Raw genomic sequence first — 20892 nt, 5'->3', positions numbered from 1 at the left:
ACCTTGGCAGGTTGGCTTTTCTTAAGATAAGATGCAGATATGAAGTCTTTTTCTCGTTTTAAATATCTGCTTGTCGGTCTTGTTATTGGCGTCGTGGCTTTCGGCCTTTTTAACGCCTATCGCGGGAAAGAGGCGACCACCGTTGAAGATCTTTTTACGGAAAATATCGAACATCGTTTTTATTCGTATGCGACTCAAATCGTCGGGAAACAACGTTTGCAGGTGGCAAAACTTCAAGAGGTCGAAGCCTTTGAAAGAACGTCAAAACTGAAAGCTTTTTGGGTGGATCTTCCGGATGTGGTCGTAAAAGCCACGGTTCCAGTAGAATATAGTTTTTTCGTTGATATGAATCGAGGCTGGAAGTTTCAGTTGATGAATAACGAAATTCTTGTGGATGTGCCAGGACTCAGCAATAGCACTCCGGCCGTGGATATTGGCAAACTTCGTTTTGAGGTGGTGAAAGGCAGTCTTTTTCGTAGTGAAAAGGACTCTCTTGAAAAAATTCAGAAAGAGTTGATGGGTCTGCTTGTAGAAAAATCCATTGAGCATCGTAAAACTGTGCGTGAACAAGCGCGAACATCCATTGAGCAATTCATCAAAGGCTGGCTTTCCCAAGTGACGGGAGGAATTCCTTCTGAAAAAATCAAAATTCGTTTCGCAGATGAACCGAAAGCGGATAATTTGCAATAGTCAGTTGCAGTGAAGGAACCTATGAACAAGATCTCTTATTTTTTCGTGATAGTAATTCTAACGATGGCAACGGCTTGTTCGTCTTTCACAAAAGGCCTTTTAAAGGACCCGGAAGTTTCCGTTGTGGGACTTGATGTGTCCAATGTCACGGCCCAAGACGCCTTGGTGCATGTGAAACTCAATGTGAAAAATCCAAATCCTGTTCCGTTACGCGTGGGAAAAATAACTTACGCTTTGACGTTGTCAGGGAAAGACGTGACCGAAGGTGAATTTAAAGAGGGCGTTGATGTTCCCTCACAAGGTGAGAATACGGTCGTCGTCCCACTGAGATTTAAATACAACACCGTGGGCACTTTGGTTGACGGTCTTTTAAAAGGGACTTTGAGTAAAGAATACGAACTTAAAGGCTCTGCTCAGATGGGGCTTTTCTCTATTCCGTTTAATAAAAAAGGCGAACTGGAATTTTAAGTCGTTCGCCATCCTGTTTTCTTAGTCCATTCAAGAAATTCTTGCTGGCGCTTTGCCGGGTCCGGTGGATGATATTCGACATTCATAGGCGTGATGATCATACTTTCTAGAGGAGAAAGTCCGACTTCGGCGCGACGTTTGTTAAGACCGTCTGGATCTTCAACATCCGTGATTCTAAGAATTCCATTTTCATCCCAATCAGAATTTGTCCCGTAAACTTGTTTGAGTCCTTCATAAAAACGAATGCGATCCACCAGACAAGCCACATACAGTGCGGGAACTTCTTTTTTCTTCGCAAGATCCGTCAACACTTGTTCTTGAGCACGCATAAACTCCGGCCAACTGATGGCGTGTAATACAATTCTGAGTGCAGCGACACAGGCCTCTTCACCGACTTGGGCGATTGTTGGAAAACCTTTGTTTTCTTCGATGAGTTCTTTGAGGCGCTGAGCATTTCGCAAATGCACTTTTTCCATTTGTGGATTGTATCCTTGAAAAAGTTCTCCCGTGCTCGCAAGTGCTTCGCGAACGGCTTCGTCTTCACGCATCAAGTGGAGGAGTTCTTCTTTCAGTTTCATCCGAAAAAATCCGTCATAAATCTATTTTTTTCTACATCAGGAAAGAAGCTGGCGTCAAAAGCGACTTGATTGCAGCGATGAAAATCTTCTTTTGTAAAACCATGCACGCGGTGAAGAACTTCATAGTCGTCACTGAGTGTGGTTGCAAAAACTCCGGGATCGTCAGAGTTGATGGTGACAAGAACTCCTGCATTCATCAGTTGACGAATCGGATGGTCCTCATAAGTTTTAAAACTCTGGGTCAGGTAATTGCTGATCGGGCACACCTCTAAAGGAATACGGCGACTTTGTACAAAGTTGATCACTTTAGGATCATGTACAATTTGAATTCCGTGACCGATCCGTTCAGCGCCCAGAATTTCAATACTGTCTTGCACCCATTGTGCTGAGAGCGGCCCGGGTGCTTCGCCAGAGTGAACTGTAATACGCAAACCTGCTTTTTTCGCCTTTTGAAAAAGTGGCGCAAAAACTTTTGGATCGAAACCCTCTTCGTTATCGGCAAGATCCAATGCGATAAAACTATCTTTGTGGGCGATCGCAAAATCCACGACCTTCTCTGCCTCGGCGAAAGGTTTCACTCTTTGCACGATGCAGATCAGACCAATGAGCATGTGGTATTTTTTGCGGGCCATCTCAATGCCCTTGTGTAAAGATTTGTGGATTTTTTCGAAAGTCAGATTTTTATGACCTTCGGCAATGAACGTCGGGGCGTAACGAAGTTCGAGCAGACGAATGCCATCATTGTACGCGTCCTCACAGGCTTCAAATGCGATACGCGTGAGGATTTCTTCGCTTGCCAGGACTTTTTGAGCATTGAGAAATTTATTAAGAACAGAACTCAAATCCTTCATCGGGCTTGTAATTAAAAACTGTTCTTTCTGCGCTTGCGAGGTCGAGGCTAGGGGAATTCCGACTTGAGGGGCCAGTTCTACAAGCGTACTCCAACGCACCGAGCAGTCCAGGTGGCGATGTAATTCCACTTTCAGGATATCGCGAATGTTATGAGAGTAGAGTTTTTCCATTTAACGCTCCCGGTAAGCTTTTGTTCCCTTTACCCACTTCGTCTTCCAGAGTAAAACTTTATCCTATGACAGAACCCATCCAAATCAAAACAAAACTCGCGGGGAACCCTTCACAGGAACCCCAATTTAAAACTTTCGTTAAAAGCAAAGACGGACGTCAGATTCCAGTTGTGGACCCTCGTTCGACTCGTGCTCTTGTTTCTTTGATGGACATGAATGCGGTCCTTGGCGGAGCAGCGTCTCACTACGGTGGACCAGCGGCTTTGGCTGAGTTGATGTCAGCTTTGCATGGTCACGTTTTTGATGTTGCGGCTCGTGAAAAAAAGCAATGGTATGATTTGTTTCACTTAGTGAACGACGCTGGTCACTGCGAAAATGGTTTGTATGCTTTAAAAGCGAACTACCACATGGCAGGCTTGACGTTAGAGAGTCTTAAAAAATTCCGTTCTATTGAAAGCGGTCTAACAGGTCACGGTGAAGTTCACTGTTTCCCAGAAGGCGTTTTTATTTCTAATGGTCCTTTGGGTTCGGCCTTCCCGCAGACTCAAGGTCTTGCGATGGGAGAAGCGATTTCGGGTCGCAATCGTATCACTGTGACGACGATTTCTGATGGAGCCTGCATGGAAGGCGAGGCGAAAGAATCTTTCGCAGCGATTCCGGGTCTTGCACAAACTGGCAAGATGGGTCCTTATGTTTTGATCATCAGTGATAACAATACAAAACTTTCAGGTCGTATTGATGCGGAGTCTTTCTCAATGACTCCAACATTCAACTCTTTGAAAGATTTGGGTTGGAATGTGATCACGTTGGCTGAAGGCAACGACTTGCAAAAATGTTACGACACGATTGTGACAGCTATTGAGCAAGCCAAAGCTGATCCGAAGAAACCCGTTGTGATTCATGCAAAAACAATCAAGGGTATTGGCACAAAGAAAACAGCCGAGTCTGCTTCAGGTGGTCACGGTTTTCCTCTGAAAAGCCCTTCTGAATTGCCTGCGTTCTTAAGTGAAATTTACGGCGGTGAAACTTTGCCAGCCGTTTACAACACATGGATTGATGAACTTAATAAATGGGAAGCCGAGATTAAAGCGAAAGCTGTGAAAGACACGGGCGAAAAAATTCAAACGGGTGTTTCTGCGGCGATGGTGCGCGCTCGTAAAGCGGGTCTTCCTGTTTTGAGTGTGACTTCGGATCTTCCAGGTTCGACAGGTGTTGCTGGATTCCGCAAAGAATTCCCGCAAGATTCTTTTGATGTGGGTATTGCCGAAAGCAACATGGTTTCAACGGCAGCCGGTCTTTCTAAATTGGGATACATTCCTGTTGTAGATACTTTCGCTCAATTTGGTGTAACAAAAGGGGCGTTACCTTTGACGATGGGTGCTTTGTCTGAAGCTCCGATCATCGCCATCTTTTCGCACACAGGTTTCCAAGATGCTGCGGACGGAGCGTCTCACCAAGCGTTGAGTTACATGGCGATGGTGTCTTCGATTCCTCACGTGGATGTTTATTCTTTGTCGTGCAGTGAAGAAGCCGATGCTTTGGTTTACGCGGTGATTGAGAATTTTGCGAAGGCTCGTAAAGAGGGGCAAGTTCCAAATTCAGCGGTGTTCTTCTTGGGTCGTGAAAACTTTCCTAAGTCTTACGTGACTCCAAGTTCTTATGATTTGAAAAAAGCGCAGATCTTGGTGGATACAGCGAAAGACAAGACAAAATCTGTGACGATTGCAACAACAGGCTCTTTAGTTCCACAAGCCTTGCAAGCTGCAAAAAATTTGGAAACAAAAGGTGTGGGTGCGATTGTTGTGAACTGTGCGTGTGTGAATCACGTGGATCTTGCAACGATGAAGAGTGCTCTTGAAAAAACTCAAGGTCGCCTTGTGACTGTGGAAGATCATCAGTTAGTCGGTGGTTTTGGTCAGATGTTGACTCATGCACTTTTGCAGGCGGATACGACAATCTCTGTGAAGAGCTTGGGCGTTCACGCTGAGTTCGGCCAAAGCGCTTACACAGCTTTGGATCTTTATCGCAAACACAAAGTGGATGCTTCGGCGATTGTTGAAACTGTCGGCACGTTCTTTCAAAAAAGCGGCGCTTGGTAATATTGAAAATTGAAATCAGATTTCAAAGAACCCATGAAGAAATTCATGGGTTTTTTCTTATGCAGAATCGGCAGACAGAGCCACCTCGGGCTATACAGCTTTCCAGTTTAACGTTCAGTCCTCCTGAAGATTTTTCGATAAATTTCGTATCGAACTTGCAAAGTTCCGGATGGGCTTTAGCAACGGTGTGATAGACACAGTTTGTGGCTTCAATGACAGCACCTTTGCGAAGATCACGTTGTTTAAGGGTGGCGCGGTAACCGAGTTCGTTGAGAGCTTTCGCAATTTCACTTAAAAGTTCCGCTGTGGAATTGGCTTTTTCAAAACGGGGTTTCATGGATTCGGCGACACGAACAGCAAGTCGTTCCATCATTTTCGCGACGGAAGCAGCTCCCACATCTTCAGCAAGAAATTCTAAAATAATATTTGAAAGCCACGAGTACTGTCGGGGAAAAGCTTCGTGTCCTTCCTGCGAAAGAAGGTAATAGCGGCGAGGTCGTCCCACAGAGCCTTTGACATCTCGATAAGACAAAAATCCCAAACCATCCACTTTGATAAGATGTTCTTTGGCGGCTGTTTTTGTAATCTCCAAATGGTCCGCAATCTCATCCAAAGTGGCCCCATCCGGTTGAGTCAAAAGGTATTCTAAAATCTTCTTTTGATTGGTGTGCAGGCTTTGCATAGGGCCTCCGTATCCATTTAAACAATTTAAACAGTATTTACCATTTTTATTCCAAGGCTCATTATGAAGCCAGAAAGAATTTTATAAAAGGAGTAATTATGGAAAACACTGCAAAGCCTTTAACGGCTGTTTCGTCTCGAGACTCCGGAATGTCTCGCTCTTTGATTGCTGGTATTGTGACTGGACAAGTCGCGGGACTTATCATGGCAGTCGTGGTGATGATCGTTTTTGTCGTCTTCTTGGGAAAAAGTCCTCTTTATCCAGTGCAAGTGATTGGTTCGGTCCTGTTTGGTGAGTCCGCTCTGCAGGGGTTTCACTTTGGAGCATTGCTGGCGGGGCTTTTGTTGCATCAATTGGGGCCGTCGCTTCTTTGGGGTGTCCTTTACGGAGTTGTGGCTAGTAAACTTCAGCCTCACTCCAAGGGCGCGGCTTTGATGTTGGGTCTTGGGATAAGCGTGGTTTCGATGGCAGGACCTTATATCTTAATTCCGCTTGTGATGAATCTCATGCAAGGTGTGGATTACTGGAACCGCGAAGTTCCTATGTTCTGGGATTGGGCCGCACACGTTGTATTTGGAGCTTCATTCGCTCTTTATCCAATGATTGAAAAGAAATTGCAGAAGAACTAGAGGAACAAAAATAAAACCCCATGAATTTCGTCATGGGGTTTTATTTTTATAATTTAAGAAGATATTAAGCAGCTTTCGCTTCTTCCTGGTGAGAGAACTGAGCCATGTGGCCCATTTGTTCTGCGGAGAATGCAGAAACGATATCAACCAAGATCACAACTTTATTGTCGACTTTACCCATACCGCGAACGAAAGACATAGCGTGTTCGTTACCTAGTACTGGAGAAGGCTCGATTTGTGATTCTTGAAGATCTACAACTTCTTTCACTGAGTCTACGATCATACCTACTTGACCGATTTCAGTGTCGATCACGATGATGCATGTGTCGCGAGTTGTATCTTGTGGTTGCATACCGAATTTAATGCGAAGATTTACAACCGGAATAATTTTACCGCGCAAATTCATCACACCTTTAACATAATCAGGAGTACGCGGAACTGGAGTGATTTCACCGAACTGGTTGATCTCACGGACAGTCTCAATAGCAACTCCGTATTGTTCGGACATCAATTGGAACGTCAAATACTGACCTGGTTTTGCTTTATCGCTCATTGTAATCGCCTTTCAAAGTCGAAGATAAAATCTTACCCAAGACTCTTCGAGAAAAATTTAAGGGGACTTAAGAGAATTTCTCGACTCTTTCAAAAAATAATAAATTAGGATTACGGAGATCTCGGACTGAGACACTTAAAGACCAAGGTCCTGTTTCATCTCATTCTGGACCAATGATGTAAATAGTTAGCCCACCTATCATCCGATAATTTCTTGTGATTTTTTAATACTAATGGAGCACGCACATGAGCGGTGATAACGCCTTTTTTGAAGAACTGCAGATGGATTTCCTCAACGAGTCTGCGTTCATGCTGGAGCAGTATGAGGAATATATGATGAGACTGGAAAACAGTGAAGATCCTGCGAAGGATCTGACTGATATTTTCCGCGTAGCTCACTCTGTAAAAGGGGGTGCAGCGGCCGTCGGTCTCACAGATCTTTCGAAATTCGCCCATGTGATGGAAGACCTTTTGGATCTTTTACGCTCGCGCCCTGAGCTTGTGAACTCCAATGCGATTTCACTTTTGCTTCAATCCGGTGATGAACTTAAAAACCGTGTCTCTTCTTTGCAGCAAGGTAAAAATCTTCCTTGGGATACTACGGCATTAAGAGAACAACTTGTCGCTTTGACGGAAGAGCTTTCAGGAAAGCCATCTTCTCATAAAAAAGAAGCAGCTCCTGCACCTGCCGAAGAAATCAAAGAACAAGTACCTGATGATTTCTTTGCGGCAGCTTCTGCATCAGCGCCCGTGGCTGAAGCGACGGACGATGTCACAAATCATGACTTGCTTGCAGAACTTTTGGCGCAACTATCTCCTGAAGATCAAGCTGAGTTCTATGCAAAGGAAGAACAAGAGAAAAAAGCGGCGGCAGCACAGGCACCAGCTCCAACACCTGTTGCGGCACAACCGACTCCTGAAAAGCCTGCTTTGAAAGTGGTCGCTGAAAATCCAAAACCGGCTCCAGCAAAAGCAGCGTCGGCTGAACCTGCAGCCTCTTCAAACGGCAATGGTGGTTCTGGAAAAGCTCCGGCAAAACAAACAAGCGCTATCAAAGTTGATACGGGCCGTGTGGATTCCGTATTGGACGCCGTCGGCGAGCTTGTGGTTTTAAAGAATCAATTAGTTCATGATGAAACAGTTCGCAGTGGTGTGAATCTTCGTTTGGAAGCCATCGTTGATCAGTTAGATAAAGCTGTTCGTGAACTTTACGAAAAAACACTTAGCATTCGTATGACGCCGCTGAAATCCATGTTCATCAAAATTCAACGTATCGTTCGTGACGTGTCGTTGAGTTTGGATAAACCTGTGGATTTGCAACTTATCGGTGAAGAGACAGAGGTTGAAAGAACCGTCTTTGAATTATTAGGTGATCCTCTCGTGCACTTGGTTCGTAACTCCATGGATCATGGGGTTGAGAAAAAAGAAACACGCCTAGAAAGAGGCAAGCCTGTTACAGCAAAAGTGGTCGTTTCCGCAAAACAATCCGGTGGTAACGTTATCATTGAAATCTGTGACGATGGTGGCGGTATCAATCGCGAAAAAGTTTTAGCAAAAGCTATTGAAAGAGGATTTGTGCCAACAGGTGTTGATCCAGCATCAATTCCCGATGAACAAGTTTTCCAATATATTTTCCAACCGGGTTTCTCGACGGCGGATAAGATCTCGGATCTTTCAGGCCGTGGTGTAGGTTTGGACGTTGTGAAATCGAATTTGGATAAGATCAACGGGAAGATCAATATTTTCTCTAAAGCAGGTCAGGGAACAACCTTCCGTTTGACGATTCCTCTTAGCACGGCGATTACCGACGGTATCATCGTGGCTTTGGATGGGGCTCGTTATATTTTACCAATTCATTCCATTCGTGAAATCGTGCGTGTTCTACCAAAAGACTACACGCATATTTCCGGAGCAGGAAAAGTGGCGAGCATTCGTGGACTGCTCTTGCCGGTCATTGATGTTTCAAAAACTTTGGGATCCATCAATTGGACACTCAACAAAAAAGACCAGCAGCTCATGGCAAAACGCGAGAACTCTTTGAGTGCTCGTCGTGAAGAGACCATGCTTGTGATTATTGAATCCATGACTGGCCAAATGGCATTCCCTGTGGATGACGTTTTGGGGCAGGCACAAGTGGTGGTTAAACCAATTACAACAGGACAAAATATTCCTGAAGTTGCGGGTGCCGCGATTCTTGGTGATGGTCGTACAGTTCTTATTCTTGAACCAGGAGCTTTAGTGAGCAATGTCACTAAGGGTAGGGAGATGGCAGCATGACGGCTGTAAAAAAGAATGAGCTTGTAGGTTCTCTTTACGATTTTGAAGAGATTAAGCTCAGCGATAAGATGTTTACAAAATTTGCGGAACGCATGTATGAACTTGCTGGTGTGGATCTACCACTGACTCCCAAGAACCATGCTTTGATTCGCAATCGCATTGTGAAGTTGTTAAGACGACATTCTTTGAAATCGTACGAAGAGTATTGGACGATGATCGATAAAGGCAGTCCAGAAATGGTGTCAGAGTTTATTTCGGCGCTGACGACGAACATGACGTCGTTTTATCGCGAGTCGAATCATTTTGATTTCCTCGGCAGTGTTCTCCCTGATTTGTGCCGCAAATTTGGCAATGACATCCGCCTTTGGTGTGCGGCAGCCAGCACAGGTCAAGAGCCTTACACGATTGCGATGACGGCCAATGAAGCTGTGGGTGACAACTCCACTAGCAAAGTACGTATTCTGGCGACCGACATTGATTTGCAAGTTCTAAAAAAAGCTTCTTCGGGAACTTATGAAGAGCGTGAGATGCAAGGTTTGCCTCCAGCGCAACGTCACAAGTACTTTGAAAAAATCAAAGCGCAGGGTGATGAGTTTTGGAGAGCCAAGGATCAGATTCACAGCATGATCCGCTTTGCGCCATTCAATCTGATGAATCCGAAGTATGAATTTCAGCATAAGTTCCATGTGATCTTCTGCAGAAATGTTTTAATTTATTTTGATGAAGCAACAACGAAGAAAGTGATCGACAATTTGGTGACTTGTTTGGCTCCGGGAGGATACCTCATCTTGGGCCACTCTGAATCTGGAAACGTCAAGCACCAACAACTTAAACCGCTTTCAAGAGCTGTTTACCAAAAGCTCTAATAGAGGCGCCTTATGGCTCAGAAAATTCGTGTCCTGATTGTTGATGACTCTGCAGTGATCAGAAAACTTCTCGAGAAGATTTTTAGCTCCGCATCGGATATGGAAGTTGTAGGAACAGCTTCAGATCCTTACATCGCCAGAGACAAACTGGTGACGCTCAAACCTGATGTTATGACTCTGGATGTGGAAATGCCTCGCATGGATGGCATTAGTTTTCTTGAAAAAGTCATGCAGCATTTTCCCACTCGAACGATTATTTTTTCAAGCTTGGCAAAAACAGGTTCCGAAACTTATTTGCGTGCTCTTGAGGCTGGTGCCATTGAGATCATGGAAAAACCTTCCATCGACGTCTCGCAAAGTTTGGAATCGCTTTCACAAACGATTTTAGAAAAAGTCAGAGCCGTCGCCAAAGCGCGTATCAACCCTATTAAAAAAGTGATTCCTGCATCGGGACCCGTAAAAAAAATAAGCCCGACTTCACTTGCAAGAACCACGCATCAATTGATCGCCGTGGCCTCTTCAACAGGTGGAACCGAAGCTTTGAAAGTTTTTTTAAGTGGTATGCCTGCGGATATTCCGGGAACTTTGATCGTTCAGCATATGCCGCCGGGATTTACAAAATCTTTTGCAGAAAACCTGAATAACCTTTTCCCTTTTGAAGTAAAAGAAGCTCAAGAGGGAGATCAAGTTGTTCCTGGGCGCGTATTGATTGCTCCAGGAAACTATCACATGGAAATCACGCGCAGTGGTGCCTTTTACTACGTAAAACTTCATCAAGGACCCGCTTTGCACAGTGTGCGTCCGGCGGCAGACTACTTGATGAAATCTGTTGCGAAGTACGTGGGTAAAAATGCCTTGGGTGTTGTTTTGACCGGAATGGGTAAGGACGGCGCTGAAGGTTTGTTGGAGATGAAAAATGCAGGAGCTTACACGGTCGCACAGAATGAAGAAACATGCGTAGTCTACGGAATGCCTGCGGCTGCGGTGGCATTAGGTGCTGCTGACAAGATTCTTCCTCTGGATAAGATTGCCGGAGATCTTTTAGGCCAAATCCAAACTCGTAACGCCGCTTAAAATCAATTAGGAGCCCTGTTGGACTGCAGGGCCATCGTTCAACGATATTGACATCGATAAGTATTCTGTTATACTCAATGCATGTCTGTAAAAGTTTCGTCCAAATATCAAGTAGTTATTCCTGAAGAGGTTAGAGAGGCCCTCAATATTCAACCGGGCCTTGAGGTCGACGTTATTGCCAAAGGCGGAATCGCATACATAGTGCCGGTGAAACAGTTGTCCGTTTTGCGAGACACAGTTAAAAAATATGGCAAAGTGAACACCAAAGATCTTCGTGATAAAAAGGACAGAAAGATCTAATGGTTGTAGATAGCTCTGTATGGATAGAAATTGTTTGTGACGGCCCTCTTCGCAAAAAATGCGAAGAGGCTTTAAAAAATACAGATCCTATTGTTCCGACTCTCGTGATCTATGAAATTTATAGAAAATTAAAAAAACAAACGAGCGAAGAAACTTCGTTAGAAGTCGTCAGTGCACTCAGTAAGTACAAGTCTATGGAAATCAACAGAGATATTGCTCTATTGGCCGGAGACTTATCCCTGGAGTTTGATCTTGGAATGGCGGACTCTATGGTGTTAGCTTGTGCTCGTTTTAGCCATGCTCAGCTATTGACGCTTGATAATGATTTTGCGTCAGTGGCTGGAGTGAAGGTGATTAGATAGACCACATGAATAACAAATAGTGGCTCTATTGTCGTTAATCTCATTTTGAATTAAGCCAGGGTAAAATAATTCGAACAGAGGCGCACGAATCTTGCTGAGTTCTTAGAAGGATCTTCCTTCGAAAGGACTCACGTCATGAAGGCAAAATGGCATGTCTCAAAATGGATCACTCTTTTTTCCGTATTAGCGGGCTCTTTAGCTCACGCTGAAGTTTTTGAAAAATCGGGTTATCGCGTCGATGCCACGGTTCTTTGCGACGGTTTGCCGCAAGTGCAGGTGGGAACGCCTGAAGGAATCTGTGTTGGTATTTTGGCTGGAAAACAAGACGGTCTTAAAATGCCTCGTTACGCCGTTCAATCCAAAGAAGGTGTGATTTACGTGAGTGAAATGGGTGGCTGGGCTTATGCAAAAGGCACCATTTATGCCGTGTATCGCGGGAAAGATTCCCAAGGTGTTGAAAAAACTGCGATCGTTAATTTATTTCCAACAAAAAAACTGACCATGCCTAATGGACTTGTTATGGATCCGGAAGGACGTCTTTACGTTGGAACTCCGACGGGAGTCGTGCGTTTTTCTCCACGCGATGCAAAGACAGGACATTTTAATATTGATGTGACTCCTGAAGTCGTCGTCAATGATTTTGCAAAGTCTATTTTCCGTAAAGATGAATATGTCAGTGCTTCTGAATACAATGCCATGGCGACGAAATTCAAAAACAAACATCCCTTGTTGCAAATGGCGGTGAATAGCACGTTCACGGAAATGTACATCAATGTAGGTGCTCCCTCGGATGATTGTGGTTCCGGAATCAAAACCGTAGATGAAAATGGAAAGTGCATTCAGTCGGAAAGTCCTTTAGCGAGCGCCGCTGTGTGGAAAGTGAACCTTAGCAATGACCCGCAAAGAAAAGTCACGAAGGTAGCACCTTTTGCCCGCGGTCTTCGTAATTCTATGGCACTTGCGGTTCACCCGGTTTCGGGTGTGGTGATTCAAGGTGAAAACGGAATTGATCTTCCGAATGAAGATCTTCCGTATGAAGAGTTAAATATTTTAGAAGAAGGCCGTCATTATGGCTGGCCTTATTGTCATTCGCGCGGCGAAGTGGCTCCTAATTTCCAGGGAAAAGTGACGCCTGAGATGTGCGCAAAACAATTTGCTCTTCCGAAGGTATTTATGCCCGCGCACACAGCACCTCTGGGTCTTTTGTATTATCGAAACGAACTATTGCCATCTTTAAAAGGAAAACTTTTGGTCGCGTGGCACGGTTATCAAAAATACGGACAGCGCATCGTCGCTTACCCTGTCGACGAAAGAGGTGTCCCGACAGACACTCAATACCAGGAAATCGTCTTTGGTTGGAAAGCGCAAGAAGGCGTTCGTCCACGTGGTGCGCCGACGGGGCTTACGGCCTTAAATGACGGTTCTATTTTAGTTCTCGATGATAAGAACGGCGCGATCCTAAGAATTTCCCAAGGTAAGAAAGCGGAAGTTCGTCCTGAAGATCTTGTCGTTGGCGACTTCTCTGAAAAAACATTGAAGGCCTTTGAACCGTTGGTGCCTTTGGTGAAAAAGAACTGCGCAATGTGCCACACGCAATTTCAAAAAGATACTGGCAAAGAAATGTTGGGAGAAATGCGTGGCACGATGCTGAATTTATCAAGTCCTTCTGAAAGCTCTTTCTGGGTGAAACTGAAAACTCGTCAGATGCCACCAGAAATGATGCGTTCATCATTAGGATTTCATGATCAGGAATATGATCAAGTGTTATCGCAAGTCGAGGCCTTTATTAAATCCTTGAACCCTTAAGAGTCTTCCCTAAGAATAGACTCCTGCTAACAGGAGTCTATCTATGAAATTTCCAAAGTGGTTCCTTCTAATGCCTCTGATGCTGGGGGCTTGCAAATCAAAACCTCTGCAAAACAATGCGACTTCAGAAGTCGAAGATCCTTATTTGTGGCTTGAAGAAGTCGAAGGACCGAAGGCTTTGCAATTTGCAAAAGATGAAAACAAAAAAACCTTGGACCATTTCAAAAAAGATCCTCTGTTTAAATCTTTGGAAAAAGACATCCGTAAGATTGTTTTAGCGAAGGACCGTGTTCCAGATGTGAAGCTTAGAAATGGAGAGCTTTATAATTTCTGGCAAGATGAAAAGCATGTTCGTGGAGTTTGGCGTAAAGCAACGGTGGCTAGTTACAAAACAGGAAGTCCTAAATGGGATGTTATCCTGGATCTCGATGCTCTTGCGAAAAAAGAAAACGAGAACTGGGTGTGGAAAGGTTCTTCGGAACTTCCTCCTAAATATGAAAGAACTTTCATTCACCTTTCTCGCGGCGGTAAAGATGCCACGGTGATTCGTGAATTCAATTTGAAAACCAAAGAGTTTGTTAAAGATGGATTCGTTGTTCCTGAAGCAAAAAATCTTCTGACGTGGAAGGATGAAAATACAGTTTTCGTAGGCACTGATTATGGTCCGGGCTCAATGACGGATTCTGGTTATGCCCGTATCGTGAAGGTTTGGAAGCGTGGCACGCCGTTATCGGCAGCTCAGGTGGTTAACGAAGGGCAAAAGACAGATATGTCTGTCTATAGTTGGGTGGAGTTCACGCCGGAGAAAAACTATACATTCCATACACGTCGTTTGTCTTTCTATGAAGGTATTGATTGGTACGAAGATGCTTCAGGTAAGAAGACACAAATTCCGATGCCACAAGATGCGCAATTTAACGGCGTCTTTAAAGATCACCTGCTCTACATTCTGCGCTCCGACCTAAAACAATTTAAAAAAGGCAGTCTTGTTGCGATGCCTTTTGATAAAATCTTTGATGGCGAAAAAGCGCAGGATTCTTTACAGCTAGTTTTTGCTCCGACGGAGAAAAAGTTTTTACAGTGGGCAAGTTCGACAAAAAGCTATCTGATGCTATCAACGACCGACAACGTTTTAGCAAAAATTGTGAAGGTCACTTATCAAGGGCCCAACAAGTGGATTCAACAGGAAGTGTCTTTAGGTCAAAATGGCATGGCGGTGGTGGCATCGACAGAGGATACATCTGATAATTACTTGGCTGTGTACACTGATTTCCTTACACCCTCATCAAACTTTTTAGGAAACGCAGAAGACTCTAAAAACGAATTTACATTATTAAAAAAATCTCCGGAAAGATTCAATGCTCACGGTATGCATACGGAGCGCTTTGAAGCGACAAGCAAAGACGGTACAAAAATTCCCTACTTCGTAGTGTCTAAAGAGTCGCTTAAAAAAGACGGTAAAAATCCAACACTGCTGTACGGCTACGGTGGATTTGAAATCCCAATGCAGCCTTCCTACAATGGTGTCTTAGGAAAAGTGTGGTTGGAAAAAGGCGGCGTCTATGTGCTTTCCAACTTGCGTGGTGGCGGTGAGTTTGGGCCGGCTTGGCATCAAGCTGTGCAAAAGGAAAATCGTTATAAAGTTTTTGAAGACAATATCGCGATTGCAGAAGACTTGATTGCTCGTAAGATCACATCACCTCAACACTTGGGAATTCGCGGCGGATCTAACGGAGGCCTTTTAACAGGAGCGACGTTTGTTCTAAGACCGGATTTGTTCAACGCTGTTCTTTGCCAAGTGCCTCTTCTTGATATGCTTCGCTATCACAAGCTTCTCGCAGGTGCGAGCTGGATGGATGAGTATGGAAATCCTGAAGACCCAAAAATGCGCGAGGCGATTTTAAAATATTCGCCTTATCAAAAGGTTGATGCAAAGACTAAATATCCTGAAGCGTTCTTTATGACGAGCACAAAAGACGACCGTGTTCACCCAGGTCACGCACGTAAGATGGTGGCCAAGATGAGAGCGCAGGGACATCCACTTTTCTACTATGAAAATACAGAAGGCGGTCATGCAAGGACCGCCAACTTAGAACAAAGTATTTTATGGAATACTTTGGAGTTCACTTATCTGTGGGAAAAACTGGGTAACAAGTCTAACCAGTAAGAGCTTTGTTTGCTTTCTTAAGTCTTTGTGAAAGTGTTTTCACAAGGGCTTTGGCCCACGAAGGGCGGGCAAAGATCACATTGTCCAAATTCTTATTAGGAATCGCGATCAATTCCACTTCCGTGATCGCTTCCACTGTGGCAGAGCGCGGGTCGTGATTAAAGTGACCCATTTCACCGACGAATTCTCCGGCCATGATTTCACCAAGCATCACTTTGTCGCCATCGTGACCTAAACAGTAGGCTCTCAAACTTCCTTTTTTAACAATGTAAGCAAGCTCCGTGCTGTCGCCTTCTTTGAAAAGCACTTCACCGGCCTGCAGTTGTTTTAGTTGATATTGCGGTTGATCGTCGTTCTTTTTCGGAGAAACGACTTTAGAAATGCAGTCGACCAGAGCTTGTTCGCGATCAGGCTCGGTAAGAAACTGAACTCGGCCTGAAGCAACCTCGGAAGAAAACATATCGTGATCAGCGATGTAAGACATGATGATGATCGCAATGTCTTTATTGTTTTTTTCTTTTAAAATTTTAGCGACGATATCAAAGCCAGAACCTTTAGGAAGATATTCATCGACAAGCACGGCCTTTGGATGAACGTTGTCGAGTTTGTATTTGGCTTCAAACCATTCCGCTCCATGAAAGACGGAACTGTTTTCAAAATTTCTTGTGAGAATATCGGTGCAGCGCTGGATGCGCGTCTTATCACCACTGATAATCAAAAACGTATTCTTTTTGTCTTGCCCCATCGCTAACCTTCCCTGGAGTCTTCGTGTTGCTGGCTTTAGGCCACTTTGAGACGACTCCTTAATGGTTACACAATTTGATTATCTTATGACAATCAGTACGGAACAAGTTCCGAGCCTCAGATCGAAGCTCGATGTACTATAATGAGAATATGAAACGTAAGATTAGTGTTGAGGTTCCTCAGTGGTCTTCATTGGAAGGCCACCTCGGTATTTTTCGATTTGTTGCATCCAGTACGCTAGCTGTGCGCCGGAAAGAGAGTAATCCATTTTCGCCAGTTTCAAAGCCAGGCCAAACGATTCATTGTGAATGAATGCCATTTGACGACGCTCTCCTTTGCGAGAGTAGTTTTCGATTCTGTGCAGACCTTGCATGATGTGCAAAGCTTTAAAGAAGATCGTGATCTCTTGTTTGAAAATACCCATCTCTTCGCGCATGAAATACGCAAGCTTCGGATCATTCGCAAGTTCATCGTGATTCCAAGGCTCTTCACCGTATTGCGCTTTCATGAATGCCAGCATAAAGCCCGCAAAAAGCTCGATCGGATTGGCTTTATCGATTTGTGCGGAATTGATTCTTGCAAGATGGATTTCGAAAGTCTCCATTTTTGCAGGATCTACGAACACGGATTGCAAGCCAGGAAGAATTTGCTCCATGATGTGCAAATCAAAAAGCTCCATGAAGGCGCGGTGAGGTTCGTTTAAACGTAAGAACTTCAACCACTCTTCGCGACGGCGGGGAAGTACGGATTTTTTAAGCTCCACACTGCATTCGGCAATCGCCGCGCGCATCGAAGACTCAATAGAAAAATGCAACTTATGCGACAAACGAATCGCGCGCAAAATGCGAATTGGATCTTCGATAAAGCGTTCCTTCGGATCGCCGATCATGCGCAAAACACGATCTTGAATGTCTTGAAGACCTCCGCAGTGATCCAGCAATTTGTGTTGAACGGGATCGTAAAAAATTGCATTGGCCGTGAAGTCGCGGCGTTGTGCATCTTCTTCGACAGTGCCGAAGTAGTTGTCTCCCTCGACGGTGTCATCTCCCATGGCTGTTAATTCTTCAGGAGTGACGTTGCGGCGGAACGTAGCGACTTCAAATTGCTGATCGCCGCGTTTGACAAGAACCAGCTTAAAGCGACGTCCGATCACGTAGGCATTGGGAACTTTTTTGCGAACTTGATTAGGAAGAGCGTTGGTGGCGATGTCAAAGTCTTTGGGATGAATGCCAACAAGCAAGTCGCGAACACAGCCGCCCACAAGGTAGGTTTCAAACCCGGAGTCTTGCAGACTTCGGACAATTCTTAATGCGTAGGAGTCGATCCAGTCCTCATGGAGCTGGGGCTTTTGCTGAGATGTCATCGAGGCTGAATCTACATCCCTTCGCATCAAAATTCAAACGTTGTTGAGACCTTTTCTCGGGGGTATAAAAAGGTCATGTCTTATTTAGCGAATTTTTACCATCATTTTTATGGCCCTGAAGATGGACGGAAGTGGATTTTCGTGCACGGTTTGATGGGTTATGGGCAAAACTGGCGTCGAATCATCTCTGGCCTTGAGGCCACGGAACATTGCTTGGCCTACGATCAACGCGGGCACGGCCGTTCTTTTCAGCCTTCGGAGGGTTACTCTCCCGAAGATTACGCCAATGATCTTAAAAAAATTGTCGATGAGCTTGGTTGGGACAAATTCATTCTTGTCGGTCACTCCATGGGCGGTCGCAACGTATTGAACTTCGCCTCTCGTTTTCCGCAATACCTCAGTCATCTTGTCATTGAGGACATCGGACCCGAAGGCAATCCGCAAGCTCATGAGTATTACGAATATTTATTGAATTTGGTGCCGAGTCCCTTTGCCACTCGTGAAGAGGCTAAGCGCTATTTCTTTGAAGATTTTGTAAAGACCGCAAAGACGCGTGAGAACGTACAGGTTATGGCGAACTATTTTTACTCCAATATGGAGGAAAAACCGAATGGAACCGTGGACTGGCGTTTTTCTAAACAAGCCATTATTGACTCGGTTCGTTTAGGGAGACAAGGGGACCGTTGGGCCGAGGTGGGGAGCCTTAAGGTTCCGACTTTATTGGTTCGAGGCGGAAACTCCAAGGAACTTAGCCGAGAAAATTACGAAAAAATGCTGGCGCACAATTCTATGATTAAGGGCGTCGAAATCCCAAATGCCGGTCATTGGGTGCACTCAGATCAACCTCAGGCTTTCATCGAGGCTTTGAAGATGTTTGTGGGCGGCTTTTAAGCACCTGCTTTGACTTTTCGCTTCCCGGTGATTACTTTGGGAGCTTCAGACTGGAGTACAGAAAGTTGAAATTCTCAGAGTTGAATTTAGAGCCTAGTTTGTTGTCTGCGATCCAAAAATTGAATTACGAGGATTGCACACCGATTCAGGAACAAGCCATGCCGCACATCCTTGAAGGAAAAGATGTCGCAGGACTTGCACAAACAGGTACAGGAAAAACCGCCGCTTTTGTTATTCCTCTTATGGAGCGCATCCTTCGCGCTCGTCCGGCACCAGGTGACGCGACTGAGGAACAAAAAGCACTTTACGAAAAACGCGCCTTCAAAGATTGGAAACCGCAAAATTTTATTTTGATTTTGGTTCCGACCCGCGAGTTGGCAGAACAAGTTCAAGAGAACATCACAAAATTCAGCGTCGATTCAGGTCTTCGCGGTTTTGCGATCTACGGTGGAACGGGTTACGACAAACAAAAAGAGGCGCTTAAAAATGGCGTTGAATTTATCGTCGCAACACCAGGCCGTTTGATTGATCTTTACAAAGAACACTTGGTGGACTTGAAACAAGTTCGCGCCATTGTGTTCGATGAAGCCGATCGCATGTTCGACATGGGCTTTAAAGACGACATGAAGTACATCTTGCAAAGAGTGCCTCGTGAACGTCAGTTCTTGGTCTTTAGCGCCACATTGAACTTTGATGTTTTGAACACGGCTTATCAGTTCGGATCAGAGCCGGTTGAAATCAACATCAGCCGCGATCAAGCCAAAGCTGAAAACGTGAAAGACCAAATCTTCCACGTCGGCAGTGATGAAAAGCCTCAACAGCTGTTGTCTTTGTTGAAGGTGCATAATCCAAAACAAGCGATCATCTTCACGAACTTCAAGTTGAGTGTTGAAAAGATCGCAAGATTCTTGGTTGATAACGGCATTCCTGCGATGGCGATCTCAAGCTTGTTGACTCAAGCGCAACGCAATCGTGTGATTGAGCAGTTCAAGGCTGAAAACAACATGAACATCTTGGTAGCAACAGACGTGGCAGCACGCGGTTTGGATATCAAAGGTGTCGACATGGTGATCAACTATGAACTTCCAAACGACAGTGAGTCGTATGTTCACCGTATCGGTCGTACAGGCCGCGCGGGCACTACGGGTCAGGCGTTCTCTTTGGTGGGTGACAAAGACATCGAAGCTTTGGCGCGCATTGAAGATTATTTGAAACACAAAATCGAAGTTGGCTATTTGGAAAATGATCAGTTGGTGAAAGAATTCAAATCAATGTCTCATCATCACGAAGGTCATTATCCAAAATCTTTGGACCGTGCCCGTGCTCCTCGTGAGCGTCAAGGTGGCGGCGGCGGAGAACGTCGCAGTGGAGGCGGACCAAGAGGTGACCGTCGTGGTGGCGAACAACGTCGTCATGAAAAAGGTCCTCGTGATCAACAAAGATCTGCTCAAGGTGCTCGTCCTGGTGGACCACGTCCAGAGCATAAAAAACACGAAGGCGGAAAGCGTCCTGATCAACATCAGCAAAGACGTCATGAAGGTGGCAAGCGCCACGATCAAAAACGCCATGAACACCGTAAGGGGCCACACCCACAACATGCTAAGAAGCATGCTCCGGTGGTCGCACAAAAATCACTGGGACAAAAGATCTCAGGATTCTTCAAACGTCTTTTCTCATAAGACGGATTTTAAAAAGGGACCGCAAGGTCCCTTTCTTATTTTTAATTATCTCCCGATTTCCTCGTGTGTTCCAATGACGTCATGGGGAGGGTTTACGTGAGAAAAATTTCTTTACTCTGCTTTGTCTTCATCAGTTCCGGTTCGATCGCGTGGGCAGCGCAAAAAGTGATTGAACCTGTCGCGGTCATCATCAACAACGCAAAAGGTGAACAAGTCGGAGATCTCAATCTCACCCAAGAAACCGACGGTGTTAAAGTCACGATCAATCTAACGAAGCTGCCTCCAGGAACGTACGGAGTTCATTTTCATGAAAAGGGTGTTTGCAAAGGTCCCGATTTCAAATCAGCCGGTGAGCATTTCAATCCCAGCCAAAAACAAAAGCACGGCCATGTCAAAGGCGGACCTCACGCAGGTGATTTGAAAAATATTGAAGTCAAAGGAGATGGTCAGGGGCATTCGGAAGAAATCAATACTATGGTGACTTTGAAAGAAGGCCCGAATTCTTTGCTTAAAAGAGGCGGCACGACCATCATCATTCACGAACGCCCCGACGATTACGAAAGCCAGCCTTCAGGAGCCTCCGGCAAACGCATCGCCTGTGGTGAAATCAAAACACCGGATCGCACGAAATAAAAAAGGAAAA

The 20892-nt window shown here is 45.0% G+C and carries 20 protein-coding genes; 14 read left to right on the top strand and 6 right to left on the bottom strand.

The window, feature by feature from the left end; translation table 11 throughout:
* Nucleotides 1-39 precede the first annotated feature (39 nt).
* Both AAAA78_RS16355 and AAAA78_RS16350 read left to right on the top strand, forming a co-directional pair.
* The gene (locus tag AAAA78_RS16355) at nt 40-690 is read left to right on the top strand and encodes a hypothetical protein (RefSeq protein WP_340593170.1); all 651 of its coding nucleotides are present in this window, start codon (nt 40-42) and stop codon (nt 688-690) included.
* 21 nt (nt 691-711) lie between these two features.
* Nucleotides 712-1158, top strand: a complete 447-nt coding sequence (locus AAAA78_RS16350; RefSeq protein ID WP_340593169.1) for an LEA type 2 family protein — start codon at nt 712-714, stop codon at nt 1156-1158.
* Here AAAA78_RS16350 and AAAA78_RS16345 read toward each other — a convergent pair.
* Both AAAA78_RS16345 and add read right to left on the bottom strand, forming a co-directional pair.
* Nucleotides 1155-1736, bottom strand: a complete 582-nt coding sequence (locus tag AAAA78_RS16345) for a DUF6624 domain-containing protein (protein WP_340593168.1) — start codon at nt 1734-1736, stop codon at nt 1155-1157. The two genes, AAAA78_RS16350 and AAAA78_RS16345, sit on opposite strands and share 4 nt — an antisense overlap.
* Nucleotides 1733-2758, bottom strand: coding sequence for an adenosine deaminase (add, locus tag AAAA78_RS16340; RefSeq protein ID WP_340593166.1), 1026 nt, complete (start codon nt 2756-2758; stop codon nt 1733-1735). The genes AAAA78_RS16345 and add overlap by 4 nt, the downstream gene beginning before the upstream one ends.
* 65 nt (nt 2759-2823) lie before the next feature.
* On the opposite strand from add, the gene AAAA78_RS16335 reads away from it, so the two are divergent.
* Entirely contained in the window at nt 2824-4857 is a 2034-nt protein-coding gene (locus AAAA78_RS16335; protein ID WP_340593165.1) for a transketolase C-terminal domain-containing protein, read from the top strand.
* Between the two features lie 43 nt (nt 4858-4900).
* On the opposite strand, the gene AAAA78_RS16330 is transcribed toward AAAA78_RS16335, so the two are convergent.
* A complete protein-coding gene (locus AAAA78_RS16330) occupies nt 4901-5539 on the bottom strand; it encodes a helix-turn-helix transcriptional regulator (RefSeq protein WP_340593164.1) in 639 nt (212 codons plus the stop codon).
* A 98-nt stretch (nt 5540-5637) separates the two neighbouring features.
* On the opposite strand from AAAA78_RS16330, the gene AAAA78_RS16325 reads away from it, so the two are divergent.
* Complete coding sequence (locus AAAA78_RS16325; protein ID WP_340593163.1) at nt 5638-6168, top strand: hypothetical protein; 531 nt, start codon at nt 5638-5640, stop codon at nt 6166-6168.
* A gap of 64 nt (nt 6169-6232) precedes the next feature.
* Here the strand turns inward: AAAA78_RS16325 and AAAA78_RS16320 are convergent, their stop codons facing one another.
* Nucleotides 6233-6721, bottom strand: a complete 489-nt coding sequence (locus AAAA78_RS16320; RefSeq protein WP_295901077.1) for a chemotaxis protein CheW — start codon at nt 6719-6721, stop codon at nt 6233-6235.
* A gap of 245 nt (nt 6722-6966) precedes the next feature.
* On the opposite strand from AAAA78_RS16320, the gene AAAA78_RS16315 reads away from it, so the two are divergent.
* The 7 genes from AAAA78_RS16315 (at nt 6967) to AAAA78_RS16285 (ending at nt 15572) form a co-directional block, all read left to right on the top strand.
* Entirely contained in the window at nt 6967-8997 is a 2031-nt protein-coding gene (locus AAAA78_RS16315) for a chemotaxis protein CheA (RefSeq protein WP_340593161.1), read from the top strand.
* Nucleotides 8994-9863, top strand: coding sequence for a CheR family methyltransferase (locus AAAA78_RS16310; protein ID WP_340593160.1), 870 nt, complete (start codon nt 8994-8996; stop codon nt 9861-9863). Before AAAA78_RS16315 ends, AAAA78_RS16310 begins: the two co-directional genes overlap by 4 nt.
* A 12-nt stretch (nt 9864-9875) precedes the next feature.
* Nucleotides 9876-10937 carry a protein-glutamate methylesterase/protein-glutamine glutaminase gene (locus AAAA78_RS16305; protein ID WP_340593159.1) on the top strand — a complete coding sequence of 354 codons (1062 nt, stop codon included), beginning with the start codon at nt 9876-9878 and terminating at the stop codon, nt 10935-10937.
* An 81-nt stretch (nt 10938-11018) separates the two neighbouring features.
* The gene (locus AAAA78_RS16300) at nt 11019-11237 is read left to right on the top strand and encodes an AbrB/MazE/SpoVT family DNA-binding domain-containing protein (RefSeq protein WP_340593158.1); all 219 of its coding nucleotides are present in this window, start codon (nt 11019-11021) and stop codon (nt 11235-11237) included.
* Nucleotides 11237-11599: a type II toxin-antitoxin system VapC family toxin gene (locus AAAA78_RS16295; RefSeq protein WP_340593157.1), complete on the top strand. Its 363-nt coding sequence runs from the start codon at nt 11237-11239 to the stop codon at nt 11597-11599. The genes AAAA78_RS16300 and AAAA78_RS16295 overlap by 1 nt, the downstream gene beginning before the upstream one ends.
* Nucleotides 11600-11734: 135 nt before the next feature.
* The gene (locus AAAA78_RS16290) at nt 11735-13405 is read left to right on the top strand and encodes a PQQ-dependent sugar dehydrogenase (RefSeq protein ID WP_340593155.1); all 1671 of its coding nucleotides are present in this window, start codon (nt 11735-11737) and stop codon (nt 13403-13405) included.
* 43 nt (nt 13406-13448) lie between these two features.
* On the top strand, nt 13449-15572 hold the full coding sequence (locus AAAA78_RS16285; protein ID WP_340593154.1) for a prolyl oligopeptidase family serine peptidase: 2124 nt from the start codon (nt 13449-13451) through the stop codon (nt 15570-15572).
* Here AAAA78_RS16285 and AAAA78_RS16280 read toward each other — a convergent pair.
* Together AAAA78_RS16280 and AAAA78_RS16275 are read right to left on the bottom strand one after the other, a co-directional pair.
* A complete protein-coding gene (locus tag AAAA78_RS16280; RefSeq protein WP_340593153.1) occupies nt 15562-16317 on the bottom strand; it encodes a cyclic nucleotide-binding domain-containing protein in 756 nt (251 codons plus the stop codon). The two genes, AAAA78_RS16285 and AAAA78_RS16280, sit on opposite strands and share 11 nt — an antisense overlap.
* A gap of 162 nt (nt 16318-16479) precedes the next feature.
* Nucleotides 16480-17679 (bottom strand): CCA tRNA nucleotidyltransferase, encoded by a 1200-nt coding sequence (locus AAAA78_RS16275; RefSeq protein WP_340593152.1) that lies wholly within the window; start codon nt 17677-17679, stop codon nt 16480-16482.
* A 75-nt stretch (nt 17680-17754) separates the two neighbouring features.
* Between AAAA78_RS16275 and AAAA78_RS16270 the strand changes: the two genes are divergently transcribed.
* From AAAA78_RS16270 to AAAA78_RS16260, 3 genes are all read left to right on the top strand, one after another.
* A complete protein-coding gene (locus tag AAAA78_RS16270) occupies nt 17755-18570 on the top strand; it encodes an alpha/beta fold hydrolase (protein ID WP_340593150.1) in 816 nt (271 codons plus the stop codon).
* A 65-nt stretch (nt 18571-18635) separates the two neighbouring features.
* The gene (locus AAAA78_RS16265) at nt 18636-20249 is read left to right on the top strand and encodes a DEAD/DEAH box helicase (protein WP_340593149.1); all 1614 of its coding nucleotides are present in this window, start codon (nt 18636-18638) and stop codon (nt 20247-20249) included.
* Nucleotides 20250-20345: 96 nt separating this feature from the next.
* Nucleotides 20346-20882, top strand: coding sequence for a superoxide dismutase family protein (locus AAAA78_RS16260; protein ID WP_340593148.1), 537 nt, complete (start codon nt 20346-20348; stop codon nt 20880-20882).
* Nucleotides 20883-20892 lie beyond the last annotated feature (10 nt).

Origin of the sequence: Bdellovibrio sp. BCCA (genome assembly GCF_037996825.1) — a bacterium.
GTDB lineage: Bacteria > Bdellovibrionota > Bdellovibrionia > Bdellovibrionales > Bdellovibrionaceae > Bdellovibrio.
This window is presented reverse-complemented; position numbering and strand designations above follow the sequence as displayed.